Consider the following 17,120-nt stretch of genomic DNA (forward strand, 5'->3'; position numbering starts at 1 on the left):
GCGGAAATAGCTCAGTTGGTAGAGCATAACCTTGCCAAGGTTAGGGTCGCGAGTTCGAGTCTCGTTTTCCGCTCTTGTTCCTTTGAAATAAATATTACAACTAGATTTGCCCAGGTGGCGGAATTGGTAGACGCGCACGTTTCAGGTGCGTGTGTCGCAAGGCATGCAGGTTCGAGTCCTGTTCTGGGCACTGCTCATGGTAGTGAAAGTTTAGTTTGCGGAAATAGCTCAGTTGGTAGAGCATAACCTTGCCAAGGTTAGGGTCGCGAGTTCGAGTCTCGTTTTCCGCTCCATAAAAGAGGTTGTCCATCGTATGCGATAGGCAACCTTTTTTTTGTCCGATACTATACTGACGTGTCGATCACACTATTGCTTACTTGCGAAAAACGGATCACCTGTAAACGATGGTATCTGATATTATCTACTAAGCAAGTTGGCTAGTTTGGTTGCCTGTTTGATGCGGTCGGCAAGGCCGATACCGTCGCGTAAACCTCCTGCAATGATCAGTCCTTTGTATCTCTCTTGCAATTTATCCACTGTATTTAGGCGTTCTTCACTATCAGCTTCGTATTGAGGAATAGCTTTCGAGTGTCGGAAAATGTGGAACTTGTAAGGCTCGGTATCTTTAGGATACTTCAACATGGTATGCATGGCTTCTTTTACCAACTCGTAAAGTTCATTATCAGAATAGTTTAATAGGTCGGCATGCTGAACTCCACCTAGAAAGAAAGATAGAGATGCTGCTCCGCGAGGCGCTCTGTCACTGTAGCATGAAGAGTTGAACAGAATACCTAGCAGCTTTTCTTTTTCAACAGACGGTATCAGTCCGCCGAATGCCAAGGGAACACGACTACCGTCTTTGATTCCTACACCAATCTGTATGACAGGAGCGTAGTGCAGAGATGCTATGGGTTTCATCTCCTCCTCTTCTACAAAGGGGAGTAAGTCCGGGAGCGCATAAGCTGGCACGGTAGTGATAACGTATTGCGAATAGATCTTATCTCCGCTGGCGGACAAGGAGGTAGACCAACCGTCAAGAGTCGGTTCCACGATACTGTTCCCCGCTGAAGTTATGATCGCATCATTCGATATTCGTTTACGTAATGCTTCTACCAATTGGTTGAAGCCACCCTTCACCGAAAAAACATCTTTGGAAATGCCTTGTTCTTTTTCTTCTGCCAACGCTTTGCGACGTTTCATCGCACCGCGTATAAAACTTCCATATTCATGTTCTAGCCTGTAGAGCTTAGGCAGCGCAAAGCGAGTGACCAGTCGGTTGGGGTCACCGGCATAAATACCCGAAACGAATGGGTCTACCGCATAGTTCAGATACGATTTACCCAGGCGTCGTTTTACCAACGATGCAACACTCTCAAGCGGATCATTACCTCTCTTGCGGAATGGCTCAAACAGAATGTTGATCTTATCGTACCATGAAAATAAATTGGTGGATATGGCACTTGAAAGTCCGTTGGGGAGCGGACGGAAAAGTCCGTTTTTCCAGATCAACCTAACTTTTGCTTCCTGCTGTGCAATCTGGAGTGTACATTCGTCATTTAGTTTTCTGAAGAGTTCCAATACTTCTATATTGGATACAACGCCGGTGTTTGGTCCCGATTCGAATAAGAAACTTTCGTCGTTGATGGTATGGAGCTGTCCGCCGACTCGGTCCGTTTTTTCCAGCAATACTACGTCAATACCCTTTTCCTGTAAAAGGAACGTGGTGATCAAGCCTGTAATTCCCGCACCGATAACAACTACTTCAACTTTCTTATCCATATCTTTTGTTTTTCTTTATAATACTGCTAATCTTTTATTGCACTCTCTGCTTCCTTTCACACTTATACCTACTCTTTTCGCCCTATACCGGTTTGGAGAAATTTTGTGCACCACCGTTATGCATCAAGGGATCGAATACCGCTGCCACATTACGCACATAGAGTGCCCCCGTATGAGTCACTTTTATTTCATTGGGAGAATAGGTAATGATACCGTCCTTCGCCATATCTTCTAATCTCGACTCATCATAAGTCAATCGTTGCTTTATGTCGACGACCGGTATACCAATATGTTTGGCCAACTCCTCCCAATTCAAACGTTCGTTGCACATCAGCGTGGTAATAACCTCACGTGCCAATTGTTCTTCTTCATTCAGTGTATAGCCTCTCATGACGGGGATAGCCCCTGATTGACAGCTGCAATATATTGTGGGATACTACGTGTATTCTGACTGTATGCGGCTGACAGTTGACTGATGGCTGTTACTCCGAAAGCATAGACTTGCCCAGTCGTTTCGCGGGTGCAATATCCTTGGAAGTTTCGATGAAGCATACCGTTTCTCAAAGCAATATTCAGCGAGTCGTTCGGTAGTACAAAATGATCCAATCCGATAGGTACATATCCGTGGCTACCCATCGTCTCTACAGTATGGCTGTACATTTTACTTTTATCCTCAGTTTTGGGCAGTCCCGCTTTTTCCAGAATTAGCTGGTTTTTGTTGATCCAAGGAACATGCGCATAGGAAAAGGTAACCAGTCGATCGGGTTTTAGTTCCACAGCCCGACTTATGGTCTGTGAAAAGCTTTCTACAGTCTGACCGGGAAGTCCATAGATGAAATCCATATTAATCGATATATCATTCGTACGCAATAACTCAATGATCTCTTCAAGTGGAAGAAGTGACGGCCGTCTGTTGGCTATTTTGAGAACGGTCTCATTGAAATCCTGTACGCCGATGCTACAACGGTTGAAGCCCGCTTCAACTAATTCCAACCAATGCTTTGCTGTCAGATATCCCGGATGACATTCAATAGCTATTTCCGGTTTATCTATGCAACCGAATGTTGAAAGCAACATCTCATTGATTTCTTTCAGGAAATGCAAAGGGATAGCGGTAGGAGTACCTCCACCGTAGTGAATCTGAGCTATTTTTCGCTTCTTATCCAGTAGTGGAAGTACGGTTCTAATCTCAGCTTTTACAGCATTCATATAAGCTTCCACCACATTTTTCTTCTCCATGGGATAAGAATTGCACCCGCAGTAATAGCAGAGTTGCGGACAGAACGGAATGTGAATATAGAACGACAGATGTTCGGGAGATAATTGATTGGACGCCGCAATAGTCTTTCTGAAATCTTCTTCCGTAAACCTTTCGTGGAAATAGTTGGCCGGAGGATAGCTCGTGTATCGGGGAGTCGGTAAGTTATATTTTGCTATTAAATCGTCTACTTTCATGACTGGAACCTTTTGTTTATATGGAAACTACTCATTCGCATAGTCTGTATATCTGTTTTTGAAATAAAATCGTTTGTTTTCTTTATGCCCGGTGCATCTTCTTAAAATAAAACCAAACATATAGAAGTGAACCTAGCGCAAAGAGAGACTCGACAACAAATAAAGTTGTGTAACCCAGATGATCTGCCAGTTTGCCACTTCCTACGGCCACCAACATACTGCTTAAATGCAACGCTACAATCTGGAGGGTGAAGTCAGTCCCTTCACGTCCTACACGTACATAATCCATGGCTATAGTATAAATCAATACTGTAGCCAGTCCGTAACTTCCCCAGAGAAAGAAGATGCCGATATAAAGATTGATTGTGCTTAACAGTCCGAAATGAGATAGTCCGGCAAAGTAAAGCCCGGTGAAAAGAATGCATATCGCATACAGCGTTGCTGCTTTTCCTCTTCCCCAACGACGGATGATGTTGCCACTGAAATAAGAACCTATACAACCACATAACGAGCCGAAAACACTGAACATCAGTCCGATGTGAGCCATTGGATAATGCAAATCGACCAACCAGGGTTTGAGCATAGCCAGTGTGCCGATCAAACCGGAATTAAATAAAATCAAGAACGTCAATTGCGAACCGATCCTGCGCTGACGGAAGAACGAGAGCAGGTCTTTCATGCCAATAGGCACTCTTCCCGAATGTGACGTAAAGCTTTTGTCTTTATATTGATAGAGTGGGATAAGCATGATGAGTACAAATACGGACAATCCCAGAAGCGTGGAAGTCCATCCTATATATTTATACAAGACCAGCAACAAACCGCCACCGACTAATGAGCCGGCAAAGCTTCCCATACTTTGCATACTATTACCCCGGCTCCTTTCTTTGCGGTTGAAAGAGAGAGTTGTGAGTGCATCTGTGGCAATGTCCTGAGTGCCTGAGGCTACAAAAGACAATACGATGAGCACGAGAATCAGTAGGAAATCGGTTTTCAGATTGAGTAGGGCAATGGCCAGGATTAAGAACGCGTAAACTGCCTCCGAACAGAAGATCCATTTCTTATACGTCTTCAGATTCGAGGTGTTGCGGTCTACGAGTGGTGCCCAGAGAAACTTAATGATCCAGGGCAGTTTGATACATTGAAGCAAGCCGATGGAAGTCAGTGAAAAATTATCCTCTCTCATCAGTACCGGTAGCAAGGTGCTGAATAGACTCATCGGCACCGATTGAGCTATGTAGAGCGAGAAGAAAGTAAGAAGCTTGAATTTATGTCCCGAATCGTCACGTTCGGAAGTCGTCGCTAGCGGATTTTCTTCGTTCACTATCTCTTGTTTATTACCTCTTCCTCTATTGACAGAGGATATAAGTGTTGATAAATTCATTATCGGCGTATTTGTTTAAAACATAGTTGAGACCCATTCTTTGGGATCTTATACCTAGTATATATACTTCGGGCAACTTCCACTTATAACGTAAATGAAATAGTTGTTCCAAAAGTAAGTGGTTTCCCTTTCTGCGCAAAATATTTTGTTCCCAATTGGAATAAATAAGCGGTATAGTCACGGGATGTGGCGTTTTTTATCCAAAGATCAACGGTGAAGTTCTTTTTCGTTGCAGACACTTTACCATTTAATGTCCCGTAAAAGCCTTGTCCTACTGCATTCGCCTCATTCCAATATTGATGTCCGATAGCTGTATATTGAGCAGAAAAGAGCAGATGATCGATGTAGCGGCTATGCAGATTGAACCCATAATCTCCGCCTAGCATAATAGTCTGGCGCGGAATGTATGGCGTGTAATTGCCGGAATAGTCAGCATCGTTATATAGATACTCCCTGAACTTAGCTTCTGTGTATCCATAAGAAAGTTGCAGGTGGAGTTGTTCGATTGGTTGCGCTTTGAGCGAAAGTTCCACTCCTTTGCTATATGAGCGTCCTGCATTGGTCAAAATCTGTCCATTGGGAATCTTGTGTGAGATTTGCTGATGTCTCCAATCAATGTAGAATAAAGCGACGTCTCCTTGAAGTTTTCCGTTGAATGCGGACGCTTTAGCTCCAACCTCATAATTCCAACTGTATTCGGGATTGTATGTACGTTCATCTTCGGAGGAGAAGGAAACATTGAATCCACCGGTCTTATAGCCACGGGTAACGGTGGTGTATACCATATTATCTTTATCGAACTGATACTGCAAAGAGAGTTTCGGTGTAAACTGAGTAAAACTTTTGCTGTCATTCAATTGGGTGGAAAGTTCTTTCGCGGAATCTGTCAGTTTCCAGAGCGTATAATCCTGCTTATCTCTTTCAATATCCAGCCGGACGCCCAACGTGGCCGATAGCTTTTCAATAAACAGGTCTTTCATGGTGGACTGATGATAAAAGGCCAATCCGTAAGCCGGTTCTTTGAAATCCTTCTGTGTCGTAAAGAACACCTTTCGATTTACAGTATTATAGAAACCGAAGACTCCATTTAGCCAACTATACTTCTCATTCTCTTTCGAACGCATCTCCAACTCCTGCGAGAACTGGTTTTGGCGTTGAGTCTGGATCACAAATGAATTTGCCTGAGATGTGAAGTCCTGATCAATCGCTTGGCGGTCATCCAGATTCTGGTAACCGGTCGCCGATTTAAGTATAAAATAGGGGAAAGCATAGTTAAGCGTCAACCCGGCGGTCAATACCCCTTGGCGGTACGAACTGTAATCATTATAATCCACATCATTAATAACACCGTTATCTTGGTCATACAACCCGTAAGGATATCCCCCTTGATCGGTATATTCATAATTTATGGCTAATAAACCTTCCAGTCCATTCGTTGCTCGCCACTGTAATTTACCTTTGGCGGCTATATGATTGGAGCGGTCAACCTTATCTCCGGTATGCAGGTTCGTGAAGAAACCATCATTATGTTTGTATTTGGATGAAACGGAGTAGCCTACCTTTTCGGATATTCGTCCGTAATACGCTCCGGAGAAATCCGTCTGACCATAGTTTGCTACAGTCTGGCGGTAGTTGAAACCCGTATAATTCAAGGGGTTCTTGGTGTACACATTGATAATTCCGCCCATGGTGTTCCGCCCGTAAAGCGTACCTTGTGGACCTCGTAGCACTTCAATGCGGCTCACTTCATTCATATCGAAGTCGAATACCGACTTCTCGAAAAACGGTATCCCATCGATGTACAGTCCCACCGATGGAGTAAGCTTCGAGCCTATTCCTCGAATATATAGGGGAGAGGTCAGCTTGGAACCATAGTCAGGAAAATATAAGTTGGGTATATAGGAGCTGATTTCTTTAAAATCGGTAATGTTACTTTTCCTTAGTTCGCCGATTGATAAGATGGATACCGAGGCCGGGATTTCTTTAAAACCCTTCTGTTCTTTATATGAAGTTACCACAACTTCATCCAGTGTTACGGATCTGTGTGTAATGGAATCTGGAATGGATACGGCTGCAAAACTTGCTTTGGCGGACATCAGGACGGTAAGCAATAAATAATACCTCATTATCTTTCTTTATTATTTTTGCTTGCAAAAGTAGCGAGTTTCGATTTATGTGACAATCCTCATTTATGAGGATATCATACGACTTTATTCGATCAATCTCTTTATGGAATGTTTTGAAAGTGGCTACCCCAAAAAGGTTGGGCAGCCACTTATTAAATGCTGTATTTCTTAGTGTCCGGCTTCGTTGACCTCTTTCTCTGGCTGAGCTAAAGAAACCTTTAATATCTTTCCGCTATGAGCGCCAATTGACAAATCGGTTGCTTTGTAAGGCAGCAGAGTAATTGTTTCCTGCAAACCACTTAGCAAGTCAGTCGCTTTATACGCGTCAGATTGAGGAATCTGCAGAAAGTCGAAGGCGTGCGAAGGGATATTGATTGCCACATCCACCAACTGATGATCGAAGTTGACAGCGATTAGAAGAAGTTCGTTCTTATACTTTCGCAAGAAAACGTATTGCTTATGTTCATTGAACTTCCAACCGTTTTGATTGGCGTACATCAAATCAAAGAATACTCCCTCGGTGATGGCATGCTCCTCGTTACACAGCGTGAGTACCTTTTTGTAGACTTCATAAATCCTTTTATACTCTTCCGACAGCATTTTGCCATCAAACTTACCACCGTTTCGCCAGCGACGAATCGTATCTACACTCCAATAATCAAAGATCGTTGTTCGTCCGTCTCGTCCGCTGAATCCTTCACTGTCCATACCCATTTCACCGAACTCCTGTCCGAAGTAAATCATCATCGGATTGGTATTCATGCAAGCGGAGATAATCAGTCCCGGAATAGCTTTCCGGGGATCTCCGGCAAAGAAATCAGAGGCTATGCGTTGTTCGTCATGATTCTCAAGGAAATTGAGCATCCTCTTTTCTATCCCATTCAAGTTCTGCCAGCAGCGGCTGATCATTGTGGCCGATTCGTTGCCGCAGATAACATTCCGTAAGGTATCGTATAGTCCGACCTTATCGTACAGATAGTCAAACTTCCCACGGAACAGATAATTCCGATATTCACCCGGATTGTAAACTTCGGCAATGAACAGAACATGCGGATATACTGCTTTTACCTGAGGGATTACCCATTCCCAGAATTCAACCGGAACCATCTCCGCCATGTCACAACGGAAACCATCAATCTTCTTCGAAGCCCAGAATAAAAGTATGTCGAGCATTTTGAACCACGTGTCCGGAGTGGGAGAGAAGTGGCAAGTTCCCCCGTTCTGGTAGTCAACCCCGTAATTAAGTTTAACTGTCTCGTACCAATCGTTTATATTTGGAGTCGCATCGAACCGGTTGTTACCGGTAGCCTTAGCCGGAAACTCCCGATAAGGTTCTGCGGCACTGCCTTTCATATCAAACAAGCCGTGAAGTTCGGACTGAGGGATATAGTAAAAGTTATTGTAGGGACTGAATGGCTGGCTTGGGTCATCGTTTGCACCTAGGTCAGTGGTCCCATCCGGTTGTACGTCCGAGCGATACTGACGTGCAACGTGGTTGGGCACAAAGTCGATAATCACTTGGAGTCCGGCACGATGCGTGCGTTGTACCAGATTTTCAAACTCTCTCATACGTCCCGGAACATCAGTCGCGATATCCGGGTCTATATCATAATAATCTTTGATCGCATACGGTGACCCGGCTTTTCCTTTCACAATGGCGGGATGATCGGGCTGTATATTGTATCGGCGATAATCCGTCTGCGTAGCATGCTCGATGATGCCGGTATACCATATATGTGTTGTTCCGAGTTTTTTGATTTCTCCCAGAGCTTTGGCCGTAAAGTCTGCCATCTTACCACAACCGTTTACGCCAATATCTCCGTTGTAGCTGCAATGGTTGTTGTTGTTTCCAAACAAGCGGGTAAATACTTGATAGATAATTATTTTATTCTTCTCATTCATATCTGTTTCTATATTTATCGTTTTGGTTATTTCCAGACTTTCCCTCTTTCAATCAAGAGATTGTCTATAATCTCACTTGCAGTTTTATATCCCTGTTCGAATATCTCTTCAGCTTTCTCTAGTTCGGTATTACTGTATCCATAAAGATTGTACGGCTCAATCAGTAAGTCGGCTTTTTCTCTTTCGGGAAATGTATTGGCGCGGAACATAAAATGGAAAGAGCGTAGCGCTATGTTGACGATATTCATTTTATAGTCTTCCGCCATGATAGGGCTTACATTGACAGCCACCACTTTGTCGCATATTCTCCGAATGCTCGAAACGGGAAGATTCATCATCAGTCCGCCGTCTACATAATGCGAACCTTCTATATTTACAGGTGCAAAAAGTACCGGCATACAGCATGATGCGGCAACACGTTCGGCTATACTTCCCCGATGAAAATGCACCATGCGTCCATGATCGAGGTCTGTGGCAGTGATTATTAATGGAATTTGCAACTCTTCCAACTTCTGAGCTTTCAGGTTCGTTCTTAAGAAATCGACAAACTCGCTTAGTTCGAATAATCCTTTTTTGGGAATAACCAATTTCGTTAGGTCTTGAAACTTATGTCCTGTAAAATAATCAAGCACTTTATGCGGTTCATTTCCGTCGGCATAGAATACACCAGCTAGGGCCCCGGCACTGACTCCTGATATAATGTCCGGTTTGATGTCATGCTCCAGCAATGCCTGCATCACTCCCAAGTGAGCGAATCCTTTAATGAATCCACCACTTAAAGCATATCCTATCTGATACCTTCGGTTATTCCAGTTGTCTATTTTAACCTCCATTGTCTTATTTCATTTAGTTCGCCACGAATTTAGTGAATTTATTGGAGGTAGAGATTGATACAAGTAAAAAAACATCGGTATCTGCAAATTTATGGTCAATATAGAAGCTTGTGAGACATAGACTTCGGGGTTAGAGAAATCACATATTTGAAACATGAATGTCAACGATTGCTCTAATTTCATAAAAAATGATATTTTCTGAAAGAAAAATAACAAAAGATAATTGCTTATCGGCGGATAATGCTTTTATTTGCGCATTAAACAATAAAAGGTTTATTACGATTTGATTATTTCAAGTGAATCTTCTCATTTAATTGAGCATATCCATCTCTGATTAAGAACTTCCAAGAAACTTTGTTATTGAGATTATTAATTATTTATATTTGATTTTATGAATTTGTACGTTGGAAATCTTAACTACAATGTTAAGGAAGTAGATTTGAAAAATGTAATGGAAGAATACGGAACAGTTGCTTCTGTGAAACTTATTACAGATCGTGAAACTAGAAGATCAAAAGGATTTGCATTTGTTGAAATGCCGGACGATGCTGAAGCAGCTAATGCTATCAAAGAATTGAACGGTGCAGAATATGTAGGTCGTCCGATGGTTGTTAAAGAAGCATTGCCGAAAAAGTAATTGACTAAGTTACTATAGCCGATGAAATTACAAAAAAGGGTGTATGAAAATACATCCTTTTTTTGTGTTCAAACGGATGGAGATCTATCGAATGAGGATCGTTCTTCCCAGCGTTTTATATGTATTGAAAATAAGTGCGCATTATTTTCTCATTAACCTTGGTTTCAGTCCACTCCAGATATAAGTATTCAGAAAAGAACTGTCCATGTTCTCCACCATTTGCTCGAAGCGCATAGACGGAACAGAGAAAGTTAATAATTCCGCTTTTATGCAGTTGCGCATCGCTGTGTCCATTCCACCGATAACTGCACGTGGTTGTGATTTCTTAGCTTCGGAAAAAGCAAACGAGATCAGCCCTTCACACCCGGCTCCAAAAGGTACAATAACACTGTCTACACGCGTGTCATCATAGCAACTTAATCCGTGTAGTGCGGCGATTACATCAGGTTTGGCAAACACGCAATAGATAGCAGGCTTATCCTCTTCTGTTAGTTTGTCGAAGGGTTTAAAGATGATATAGCGTCCGGTTGGCTCAGCTTTCGGATTAATTTGGTGCATGGCATTAACCTGCTCCCTGTTCTTTTTGAAATGTTCGATCTCACACAGCAACTTCACTGTTTTCTCTTCATGATAAGGTCCGCCGAACAAAGTTTGCATAGAACCAAAACATCCCAAGTTCTCCGTGTCAAAAGCTAGGCTATGTCCTAAATGCACACGTGCCATCTGTGCAAAAATACATGTATAGCCGCGCGAATTAGCTGATGGTGTCTTTGCATAGGTTGCTTCACATAAATCGTCTGAGTAAAATACGCCTATAGGAAGAGACGTCTCAGGAAAATACAAACTCCATCTTTCCAACAACTGTTGCTTAAAGTCTTTATTCATAATCCATTAGTTAATGTTCATACTATATGCAAACATACGGCTAATCCTCTGATGTCTTCATTTCATTAGTTCAGTAGAATATTTCATATCAGGAACTCTTATGGAGTTATTGCGTTATTATCGTATATTTGTATGTCATTTGCAGTTATGGAAACAACAATTCAGACTTCTAGCTTCGTATATGCTGACACTGATCTGCATAATCTAACAAGTACTCCTATGTCTATATCCGGGTGCGTTGTAATGCTTTGCACTCAGGGGAAAGCCACAATCGTGACAGGGATCGAAACGCTTGAGTTAGTACAGAATGCAACCACTATGTTTTTAAATGGATCTTCCATCCTTCTTGTCAACGCAAGCGATGACTTTAGCGTTCGGATGTGGAGCATTTCTTATGCGTTGTATGAAGAGATCATACCAAGCATTCCCCCGGCATTCGTCGATTTCTTAACTAAAATTCCAGCTTATATTCATTCGTCGGAAGCTCTTTCATTGCAATTTGTGCGTGTATCCATGGATATGGCCCAATTACTGTATCTGGAAAGAAGTTTGCAAACAGCTTCAACCCGTATCAAGAACTTTGCATTGAACTACATACTTTATCTTTTTGATTATATCAGTCCTTTTCTAAAATCGAGTTTGAATGCATACGTTAACCGGGAATATATGTATCGCAGATTTATTGCCGACATCTATAATTTCTGTGAACAAGAGCACGATCTGCAATTTTATGCATCCCGGTTGTGTATCAGTAAGCGCTATCTCTCGCAAATTGTTAGAGAAAACGCTCCCGAACAAACTCCTAAACAGCTTATTGATAAACAATTGATATTCAAAGTTAAATCGTTATTAGCTTCTACCGATTTAACCATAACTCAAATAGCCGACCAACTGCATTTCCCTGATCAGTCCTATTTAAGTCGTTTCTTTAAGCGTCATACAGGCATTTATCCTTCCGAATATAAAAAGTCCGTCAAGCGAATACAATTAATTAGTGTAAAGGGGTTCTAAATAAAAAAAGTCAAGTTTCGATTATATTTTTTACCTTTGCAAAAGCATGTAACTAGACGGATATATATGATCTGACACTTGCAGAGTGTCAGAGGTCGCCATGAACTTCTTAAAATTTCTGGGTGCAAAGATAGGGTGTAGTCTTCGATTTGCATTTGTCATTAATCGCCGTTTGTTTTACATTCAGGCTTCTCCTTCCAACTTATCCAACCTTATTTGCGTGGGTGTTTTGTTAAATTCCTTTCTACAGAAGCGTGTGAAGGATGATTCCGATGAGAACCCGTTTTCCAAGGCTATCTCTTTAAACTGCTTTCCGGTTGATTTGATTTCAAACAAGACACTACGTGCTCTCTCCTGCAACATCCATTGATAGGGTGTCAACCCAAATACAGCGGTAAACTGTGCGGTAAACCTTTTGCTTGTCAGGTTCAGGAATGCTGCCAACTCAGCCGCTGTTTGAAACTTCTTCCAATGAAGTCTTATCTGTTCGGAGAAGGCTATGTCATTGCTTAGTATAGGGTATAGAAACTCATAGATCTCCTCCTGGGTATAACTGATTCTAAGTAGTAAGAAGAACTCCTTAACCTTTATTTCAAGCCAGTAGTGGCAGTTTAATCCACTCCCGACCGATTGACTAATATCATCCATCAGTTGCTCTATCTGAGACCTAATGTCCAACTCTCCGAAGTTGTTGTGCTCCGGTTTGTAGGTGTCTTTTCTCTTCCTATTCATTCTTGTATATAAGTCTTCCAGTGAGAAGTCCCTGCATAAATTAATCGGTGCTTGAATCCTAAAGAAAACAACTGTGGTATTTTCTATTGCCTTGTATGAGCATCGACTTCCGGCAACCAGAAAAAGCATCCTTCCTTTTGCGGTTTGGTAGTCCGGTTCATCCTTATAAGAAAGTTTTAAGCTTCCTTCCGCTATAAATATAATTTTGTGAAATATAAGGTTTGCAACCTCTGATTTTCCTTTTACCATTTTCACTACTTCAACTGCCGCTTTTCCTGTCTTGCGACAATTGGCGCACAGTTTATGTGCGAATTCACTTCTATTCTTCATATCTAATTAATAATAAGATTGTTAAGTCAATGTTTTACAAATGTTTCACAAATTTGCTTGGGGTTTTTCTCGATAACTGTTACTACTACGCTAGTAGCCAGTCTCTTCCGGCCTCTTTTTTAGCTGACCTCTCAAATAATGTTTCACAAATGTTTCACAAGTCGTTTTTTGAGTCATTATTTGATCATGTAATGTGCTGTATGTCAGTATTCTGTGATTATGCTAAAACCCCCTCTGACACTCTGCAAGTGTCAGAAAAGATATGCGTGAATTTATTGAAGTTAAGAAAAGGCCTTTAAATGGCTTTTGTGAGGTTTAACTCTCTTCCCTAGAAAAGAGATATTAAAACAAATGGGTAAAGTAAGCATATATAGATGACATTTCATAATGTACCATTCTTTTTGCACGGATATTAGGCGTTTTCTCCTGTATCTGATACCCTTAAAATTAGATTGAATGAATAAACTATTAGCAAAACTAGTACTGTTGTTTCTCGCTTCACCACTGCTGCTGCATGCTCAGCAACCGGACTTTACAACCGAAAACTTGCCGGGTGGGGAGTCATTGCCTGCGGTAGCGTTGAAAACAAATCTGCTTACCGATCTGACGGGAACTTTTAACCTGGGTGCCGAGTTCCGCTTGTCAGACTATCTGACGCTGGATCTGTCGGCTAACTACAATCCGTGGACTTTCTCGGATAACCGCAAACTCAAACACTTCCAAGTTCAATCGGAACTTCGCTATTGGGTGCATGAACCTTTTAACGGACACTTTCTGGGTGCTCACGTAAACTATACAAACTTCAATGTGGGTAACCTGAATCTTCCGCTGAATATCTTTTCGGATCTGAAAGATCACCGCCTTCAGGGGAATGGGTATGGAGTGGGTGTTGCCTACGGTTATCAATGGTTACTCTCTCCTCGTTGGAGCATGGAAGCCTCACTGGGACTGGGTTATATGTATTTGGACTATTCCCGCTACGAGTGTCATACCTGTGGCAAAAAGCTAAACAAGAACAACAAACATTATTTCGGCCCTACCAAATTGGGCGTTTCACTAATCTATATTATTAAGTAAAGATCTATATGAAAGGGATTAAAAGAGATCATATACCATTCACGCTACTCTGTGGACTGCTGTTGTTGGGGACAACAAGCTGTTTTTCTCAGGAGGTGGTCCGCGTGAAATTTCTCCAATTTAGGGAGAAGAGCGATAGCCTGCATATGAGCTATCAATTACAACTGCCTCCCCACAGTGTGGAAAGTGGACAGGGGCTGCACATCGTTCCAATGATTCAGGCGGGTGATTCGATTCTTCGGCTGCCACACATGACTGTTCTGGGTAAGAATAAGAATAAAGTGCTTAAGCGCTATCAGCATAATCGCAAACTTGAGCAACAGGCTTCGAGTCTGCCAGCTAACAACTACGAAGTGCGTATTCCTTATCAACTCTGGATGGATTCCGCGCGACTGTGTATTCGGCAGGAAGTGTCGGGCTATCGGGGACATAAGTTGATCACGCACTATCAGCTGAGGGATCAAGTGGAATTGGAAAAGAAACTTCCCTATGCTGTTTGTCCTCGTTTTGCCTTAATAACACCACAGAAGGAAGAAAAGCGTCGCAGTCGTCAGGGTAAAGCATTCCTAGACTTCCCGGCAGGCCGTTCGGTTATCTTGCCTACATACCGCCGTAACCCGCAGGAGTTGCAGAAGATCGAGGATGCTGTTGGGGAAGTGATTAACCATCAAGATGCCGAGTTGAAAGGACTCTATGTAGAAGGCTTCGCTTCACCCGAAAGTCGGTACGCCTTAAACGAACGACTATCCCGTGAACGAGCCACTGCTTTGAAAGAATATATTCGCACGAAATTCTCGTTGGATGAATCCCTCTTCCGAATCAGTTCGGTAGCTGAGGACTGGGAAGGATTAGCCGCTTTGGTCGGTGCGGGCGACTACCCCGATGCCGAACAGCTTCTGGCGATTATCAATTCCGAGCAGGAACCCGACAAGAAAGAAGTTCTGCTTAAACGCTTCAAGGGAGGTATACCATACCGGACACTTTTTAAAGATGTGTTTCCCGAGCTACGCCGGGTTGAATACCAAATCGACTATACAGTCAAGGATTACAGTGTAGAGGAAAGTAGTAAACTGCTGGACTCCCGTCCCGAGGACTTATCACATCTGGAACTTTATACGCTGGCCCAGTCGTTGGATAAAGCAAATCCGGTTTATGCAACTGTCTTCACGGAACTGATTCTGCGCTACTACGGTGAAGACGCTGCCGCCAACAACAATGCAGCCGTTGTGTTTCTGGAAAACGGAGAACTGACCACCGCTTCCCGCTATCTCGAAAAGGCGGGCGACAGTGCGCAAACAATCAATAACCAAGGTGTACTCCACCTATTGGAAGGTGATCTCGACAAAGCCGAAGCCTGTTTCGAACGAGCGCAGCAGGCAGGGAGCGAAGAAGCTACCCTTAACAAAGAGGAAGTGCAGACGAAGCGTGCCGATAATCTGAAGATGGAACGCTACACCAAGCGTCGGTAAATCATAGATAAAACACGAAAAGCGATAACGCTATATTAATTATTAATTAAAAACAACAAAGAATGAAAGCAAATTTCAAGTATGTAATGATGATGGCTGCTGCCCTTACAATGGGTTTAAGCAGTTGTTCGAATGAAAGTGATGTCGTAGATGACACCTCCAAAGAAGGAGTTAAAACGTATGCCAGCATCAAATTCAGTTCTCCCTCTACGTATGCTACTTCGCATACGGGTACTACGGAAGAATCTACGATCAACACAGTTGATGTGTTTATCTACAATTCCGGTGGCTTCCTGAAAAACCACCATCAGTTCTCTACGTTTGCTGAAACAACTCCGGGATCAGGTGTTTGGGAAACAACCCAACTGATGGAAACAACTTCGGGTGCCAAGCAGATTTATGTAGGAATTAACCTTCCTGGTGAAATTAGAACGAGCTTGTCTACGACTAATAAGACGCTCGCTGCTCTTACTTCCGTAGCCCAAGCAATCACAGTTGCTGATATTGCTACCAACAATAATTTCGCGATGGGTAGCGATGTGAATAGTGCAACTTTCATTGCTTGGGATGGTGTGACGGGAAGTATGCCGGCTGCCAATGCCATTACGGTAGATGTAAAACGATTTGCCTCTAAAATTACGGTGGAAGAGAAAGCTAATTTGGCTTTGGCAAATGTTGATGGCGGAACACTGAGTGATTTGCAGTTTGCACTGGGGCAGGTGAATAAATCAACGTATGCTGCACAGAAGAAAGTAGGGACTACCATTGAAGACCCTAACTATGCGGCTCCCTCAACTCCGGGTGACGGGCTGACCGCTACTCCCGCAGTTGCCGACTACTCTGCAGTGAATGCTTCCGGTATTACACTAATAAATACGCTGGTTGCAAAGTATGCTCCGGAAAACACGAATGACAACGTACTAGCCGGTAACCTGACTTATGTTAGCGTTAGCGCGAAATTCGCTCCGACCAATGTAGTTACCGGAACAACCGGTAACTGGAATAAAGAAACGCCTCATGGTACAAACGGAAAATTCTGGTGCATTAAAACAACTACAGGCAACCTGTACTTCAAAACAGTAACGGAAGCCGATGCCTATGCCACTGAGTACTTGATACCTGCTGCCAATATAGTGGAATATACGAGTGGTACTTGCTACTATACCGTTTATGTGAACAAGGCTAAGAATTACGATATATTCCGTAATGACTTCTACCAAGTTATTATTGATGAGATTATGGGCTTGGGAGATTCAACGGAAGGTCCTAAAGTACCAACTAATCCGATTGACCTAACAACTAAAATCAAAGTAGAGGTTAAGGTTAGTCCTTGGAATCTGGAGAGTGAGAACGTTAGTCTAATTCCTCAATAAAATCATAGACTGACAGATAGATAGCAAGAAAGATTACTGCAGGGAAGGGAAAGTTCTCTCTTCCCTGTAATAATCTGCTGCCTGATAATCCGTCTTTGAACGGATATTTAAAAACGATACAAAATAA

12 protein-coding genes, 3 tRNA genes and 1 pseudogene are annotated in these 17,120 nt (G+C 42.6%); 8 read left to right on the forward strand and 8 right to left on the reverse strand.

Annotated elements, in window-relative coordinates:
* The 3 genes from JCM10512_RS00910 to JCM10512_RS00920 all read left to right on the forward strand — a co-directional run bounded on the left by JCM10512_RS00910 (nt 1) and on the right by JCM10512_RS00920 (nt 293).
* Nucleotides 1-73 (forward strand) — tRNA-Gly (locus tag JCM10512_RS00910).
* A gap of 35 nt (nt 74-108) precedes the next feature.
* Nucleotides 109-190 (forward strand) — tRNA-Leu (locus JCM10512_RS00915).
* A gap of 27 nt (nt 191-217) precedes the next feature.
* Nucleotides 218-293: transfer RNA gene (locus tag JCM10512_RS00920), tRNA-Gly, on the forward strand.
* Between the two features lie 124 nt (nt 294-417).
* Here the strand turns inward: JCM10512_RS00920 and hemG are convergent.
* The 6 genes and pseudogenes from hemG to JCM10512_RS00950 form a co-directional block, all read right to left on the reverse strand.
* Nucleotides 418-1,779 (reverse strand): protoporphyrinogen oxidase, encoded by a 1,362-nt coding sequence (gene hemG, locus JCM10512_RS00925; RefSeq protein ID WP_044159492.1) that lies wholly within the window; start codon nt 1,777-1,779, stop codon nt 418-420.
* Between the two features lie 82 nt (nt 1,780-1,861).
* A pseudogene (hemN, locus tag JCM10512_RS00930) lies at nt 1,862-3,234 on the reverse strand (oxygen-independent coproporphyrinogen III oxidase).
* Nucleotides 3,235-3,316: 82 nt separating this feature from the next.
* On the reverse strand, nt 3,317-4,618 hold the full coding sequence (locus tag JCM10512_RS00935) for an MFS transporter (protein WP_081741181.1): 1,302 nt from the start codon (nt 4,616-4,618) through the stop codon (nt 3,317-3,319).
* 83 nt (nt 4,619-4,701) lie between these two features.
* A complete protein-coding gene (locus JCM10512_RS00940; RefSeq protein WP_044159498.1) occupies nt 4,702-6,744 on the reverse strand; it encodes a TonB-dependent receptor in 2,043 nt (680 codons plus the stop codon).
* A 168-nt stretch (nt 6,745-6,912) separates the two neighbouring features.
* Nucleotides 6,913-8,646 (reverse strand): alpha-amylase family protein, encoded by a 1,734-nt coding sequence (locus tag JCM10512_RS00945; RefSeq protein ID WP_044159501.1) that lies wholly within the window; start codon nt 8,644-8,646, stop codon nt 6,913-6,915.
* 26 nt (nt 8,647-8,672) lie between these two features.
* Nucleotides 8,673-9,479, reverse strand: coding sequence for a patatin-like phospholipase family protein (locus JCM10512_RS00950; RefSeq protein ID WP_044159505.1), 807 nt, complete (start codon nt 9,477-9,479; stop codon nt 8,673-8,675).
* 391 nt (nt 9,480-9,870) lie between these two features.
* Here JCM10512_RS00950 and rbp point away from each other — a divergent pair, with 391 nt between their 5' ends.
* On the forward strand, nt 9,871-10,116 hold the full coding sequence (gene rbp / locus JCM10512_RS00955; protein WP_044159508.1) for an RNA-binding regulator: 246 nt from the start codon (nt 9,871-9,873) through the stop codon (nt 10,114-10,116).
* Between the two features lie 141 nt (nt 10,117-10,257).
* Here rbp and JCM10512_RS00960 read toward each other — a convergent pair whose 3' ends face one another.
* A complete protein-coding gene (locus JCM10512_RS00960; protein WP_044159510.1) occupies nt 10,258-11,001 on the reverse strand; it encodes a DUF169 domain-containing protein in 744 nt (247 codons plus the stop codon).
* Between the two features lie 147 nt (nt 11,002-11,148).
* Between JCM10512_RS00960 and JCM10512_RS00965 the strand changes: the two genes are divergently transcribed.
* On the forward strand, nt 11,149-12,012 hold the full coding sequence (locus JCM10512_RS00965) for a helix-turn-helix domain-containing protein (RefSeq protein WP_158332162.1): 864 nt from the start codon (nt 11,149-11,151) through the stop codon (nt 12,010-12,012).
* A 183-nt stretch (nt 12,013-12,195) separates the two neighbouring features.
* On the opposite strand, the gene JCM10512_RS00970 is transcribed toward JCM10512_RS00965, so the two are convergent.
* Nucleotides 12,196-13,074, reverse strand: a complete 879-nt coding sequence (locus tag JCM10512_RS00970) for a helix-turn-helix transcriptional regulator (protein WP_044159516.1) — start codon at nt 13,072-13,074, stop codon at nt 12,196-12,198.
* A 456-nt stretch (nt 13,075-13,530) separates the two neighbouring features.
* On the opposite strand from JCM10512_RS00970, the gene JCM10512_RS00975 reads away from it, so the two are divergent.
* The 3 genes from JCM10512_RS00975 to JCM10512_RS00985 all read left to right on the forward strand — a co-directional run bounded on the left by JCM10512_RS00975 (nt 13,531) and on the right by JCM10512_RS00985 (nt 16,993).
* Nucleotides 13,531-14,151 (forward strand): DUF3575 domain-containing protein, encoded by a 621-nt coding sequence (locus tag JCM10512_RS00975; protein WP_081741183.1) that lies wholly within the window; start codon nt 13,531-13,533, stop codon nt 14,149-14,151.
* Between the two features lie 8 nt (nt 14,152-14,159).
* Nucleotides 14,160-15,620 carry a DUF3868 domain-containing protein gene (locus tag JCM10512_RS00980; RefSeq protein WP_081741184.1) on the forward strand — a complete coding sequence of 487 codons (1,461 nt, stop codon included), beginning with the start codon at nt 14,160-14,162 and terminating at the stop codon, nt 15,618-15,620.
* Nucleotides 15,621-15,682: 62 nt separating this feature from the next.
* On the forward strand, nt 15,683-16,993 hold the full coding sequence (locus tag JCM10512_RS00985) for an Mfa1 family fimbria major subunit (RefSeq protein ID WP_044159521.1): 1,311 nt from the start codon (nt 15,683-15,685) through the stop codon (nt 16,991-16,993).
* The last annotated feature ends 127 nt before the right edge of the window (nt 16,994-17,120 follow it).

The sequence above is a fragment of the Bacteroides reticulotermitis JCM 10512 genome, assembly GCF_000517545.1.
GTDB classification, from domain to species: Bacteria; Bacteroidota; Bacteroidia; order Bacteroidales; family Bacteroidaceae; genus Bacteroides; species Bacteroides reticulotermitis.

Excerpts from the sequence above, each read along its gene's own strand:
- JCM10512_RS00980 (WP_081741184.1), top strand. The coding sequence starts at position 14,160 with ATGAAAGGGATTAAAAGAGATCATATACCATTCACGCTACTCTGTGGA.
- JCM10512_RS00935 (WP_081741181.1), bottom strand. The coding sequence starts at position 4,618 with ATGAATTTATCAACACTTATATCCTCTGTCAATAGAGGAAGAGGTAAT.
- JCM10512_RS00965 (WP_158332162.1), top strand. The coding sequence starts at position 11,149 with ATGGAAACAACAATTCAGACTTCTAGCTTCGTATATGCTGACACTGAT.
- JCM10512_RS00960 (WP_044159510.1), bottom strand. The coding sequence starts at position 11,001 with ATGAATAAAGACTTTAAGCAACAGTTGTTGGAAAGATGGAGTTTGTAT.
- JCM10512_RS00970 (WP_044159516.1), bottom strand. The coding sequence starts at position 13,074 with ATGAAGAATAGAAGTGAATTCGCACATAAACTGTGCGCCAATTGTCGC.
- JCM10512_RS00945 (WP_044159501.1), bottom strand. The coding sequence starts at position 8,646 with ATGAATGAGAAGAATAAAATAATTATCTATCAAGTATTTACCCGCTTG.
- JCM10512_RS00975 (WP_081741183.1), top strand. The coding sequence starts at position 13,531 with ATGAATAAACTATTAGCAAAACTAGTACTGTTGTTTCTCGCTTCACCA.
- JCM10512_RS00985 (WP_044159521.1), top strand. The coding sequence starts at position 15,683 with ATGAAAGCAAATTTCAAGTATGTAATGATGATGGCTGCTGCCCTTACA.
- JCM10512_RS00940 (WP_044159498.1), bottom strand. The coding sequence starts at position 6,744 with ATGAGGTATTATTTATTGCTTACCGTCCTGATGTCCGCCAAAGCAAGT.
- rbp (WP_044159508.1), top strand. The coding sequence starts at position 9,871 with ATGAATTTGTACGTTGGAAATCTTAACTACAATGTTAAGGAAGTAGAT.
- JCM10512_RS00950 (WP_044159505.1), bottom strand. The coding sequence starts at position 9,479 with ATGGAGGTTAAAATAGACAACTGGAATAACCGAAGGTATCAGATAGGA.
- hemG (WP_044159492.1), bottom strand. The coding sequence starts at position 1,779 with ATGGATAAGAAAGTTGAAGTAGTTGTTATCGGTGCGGGAATTACAGGC.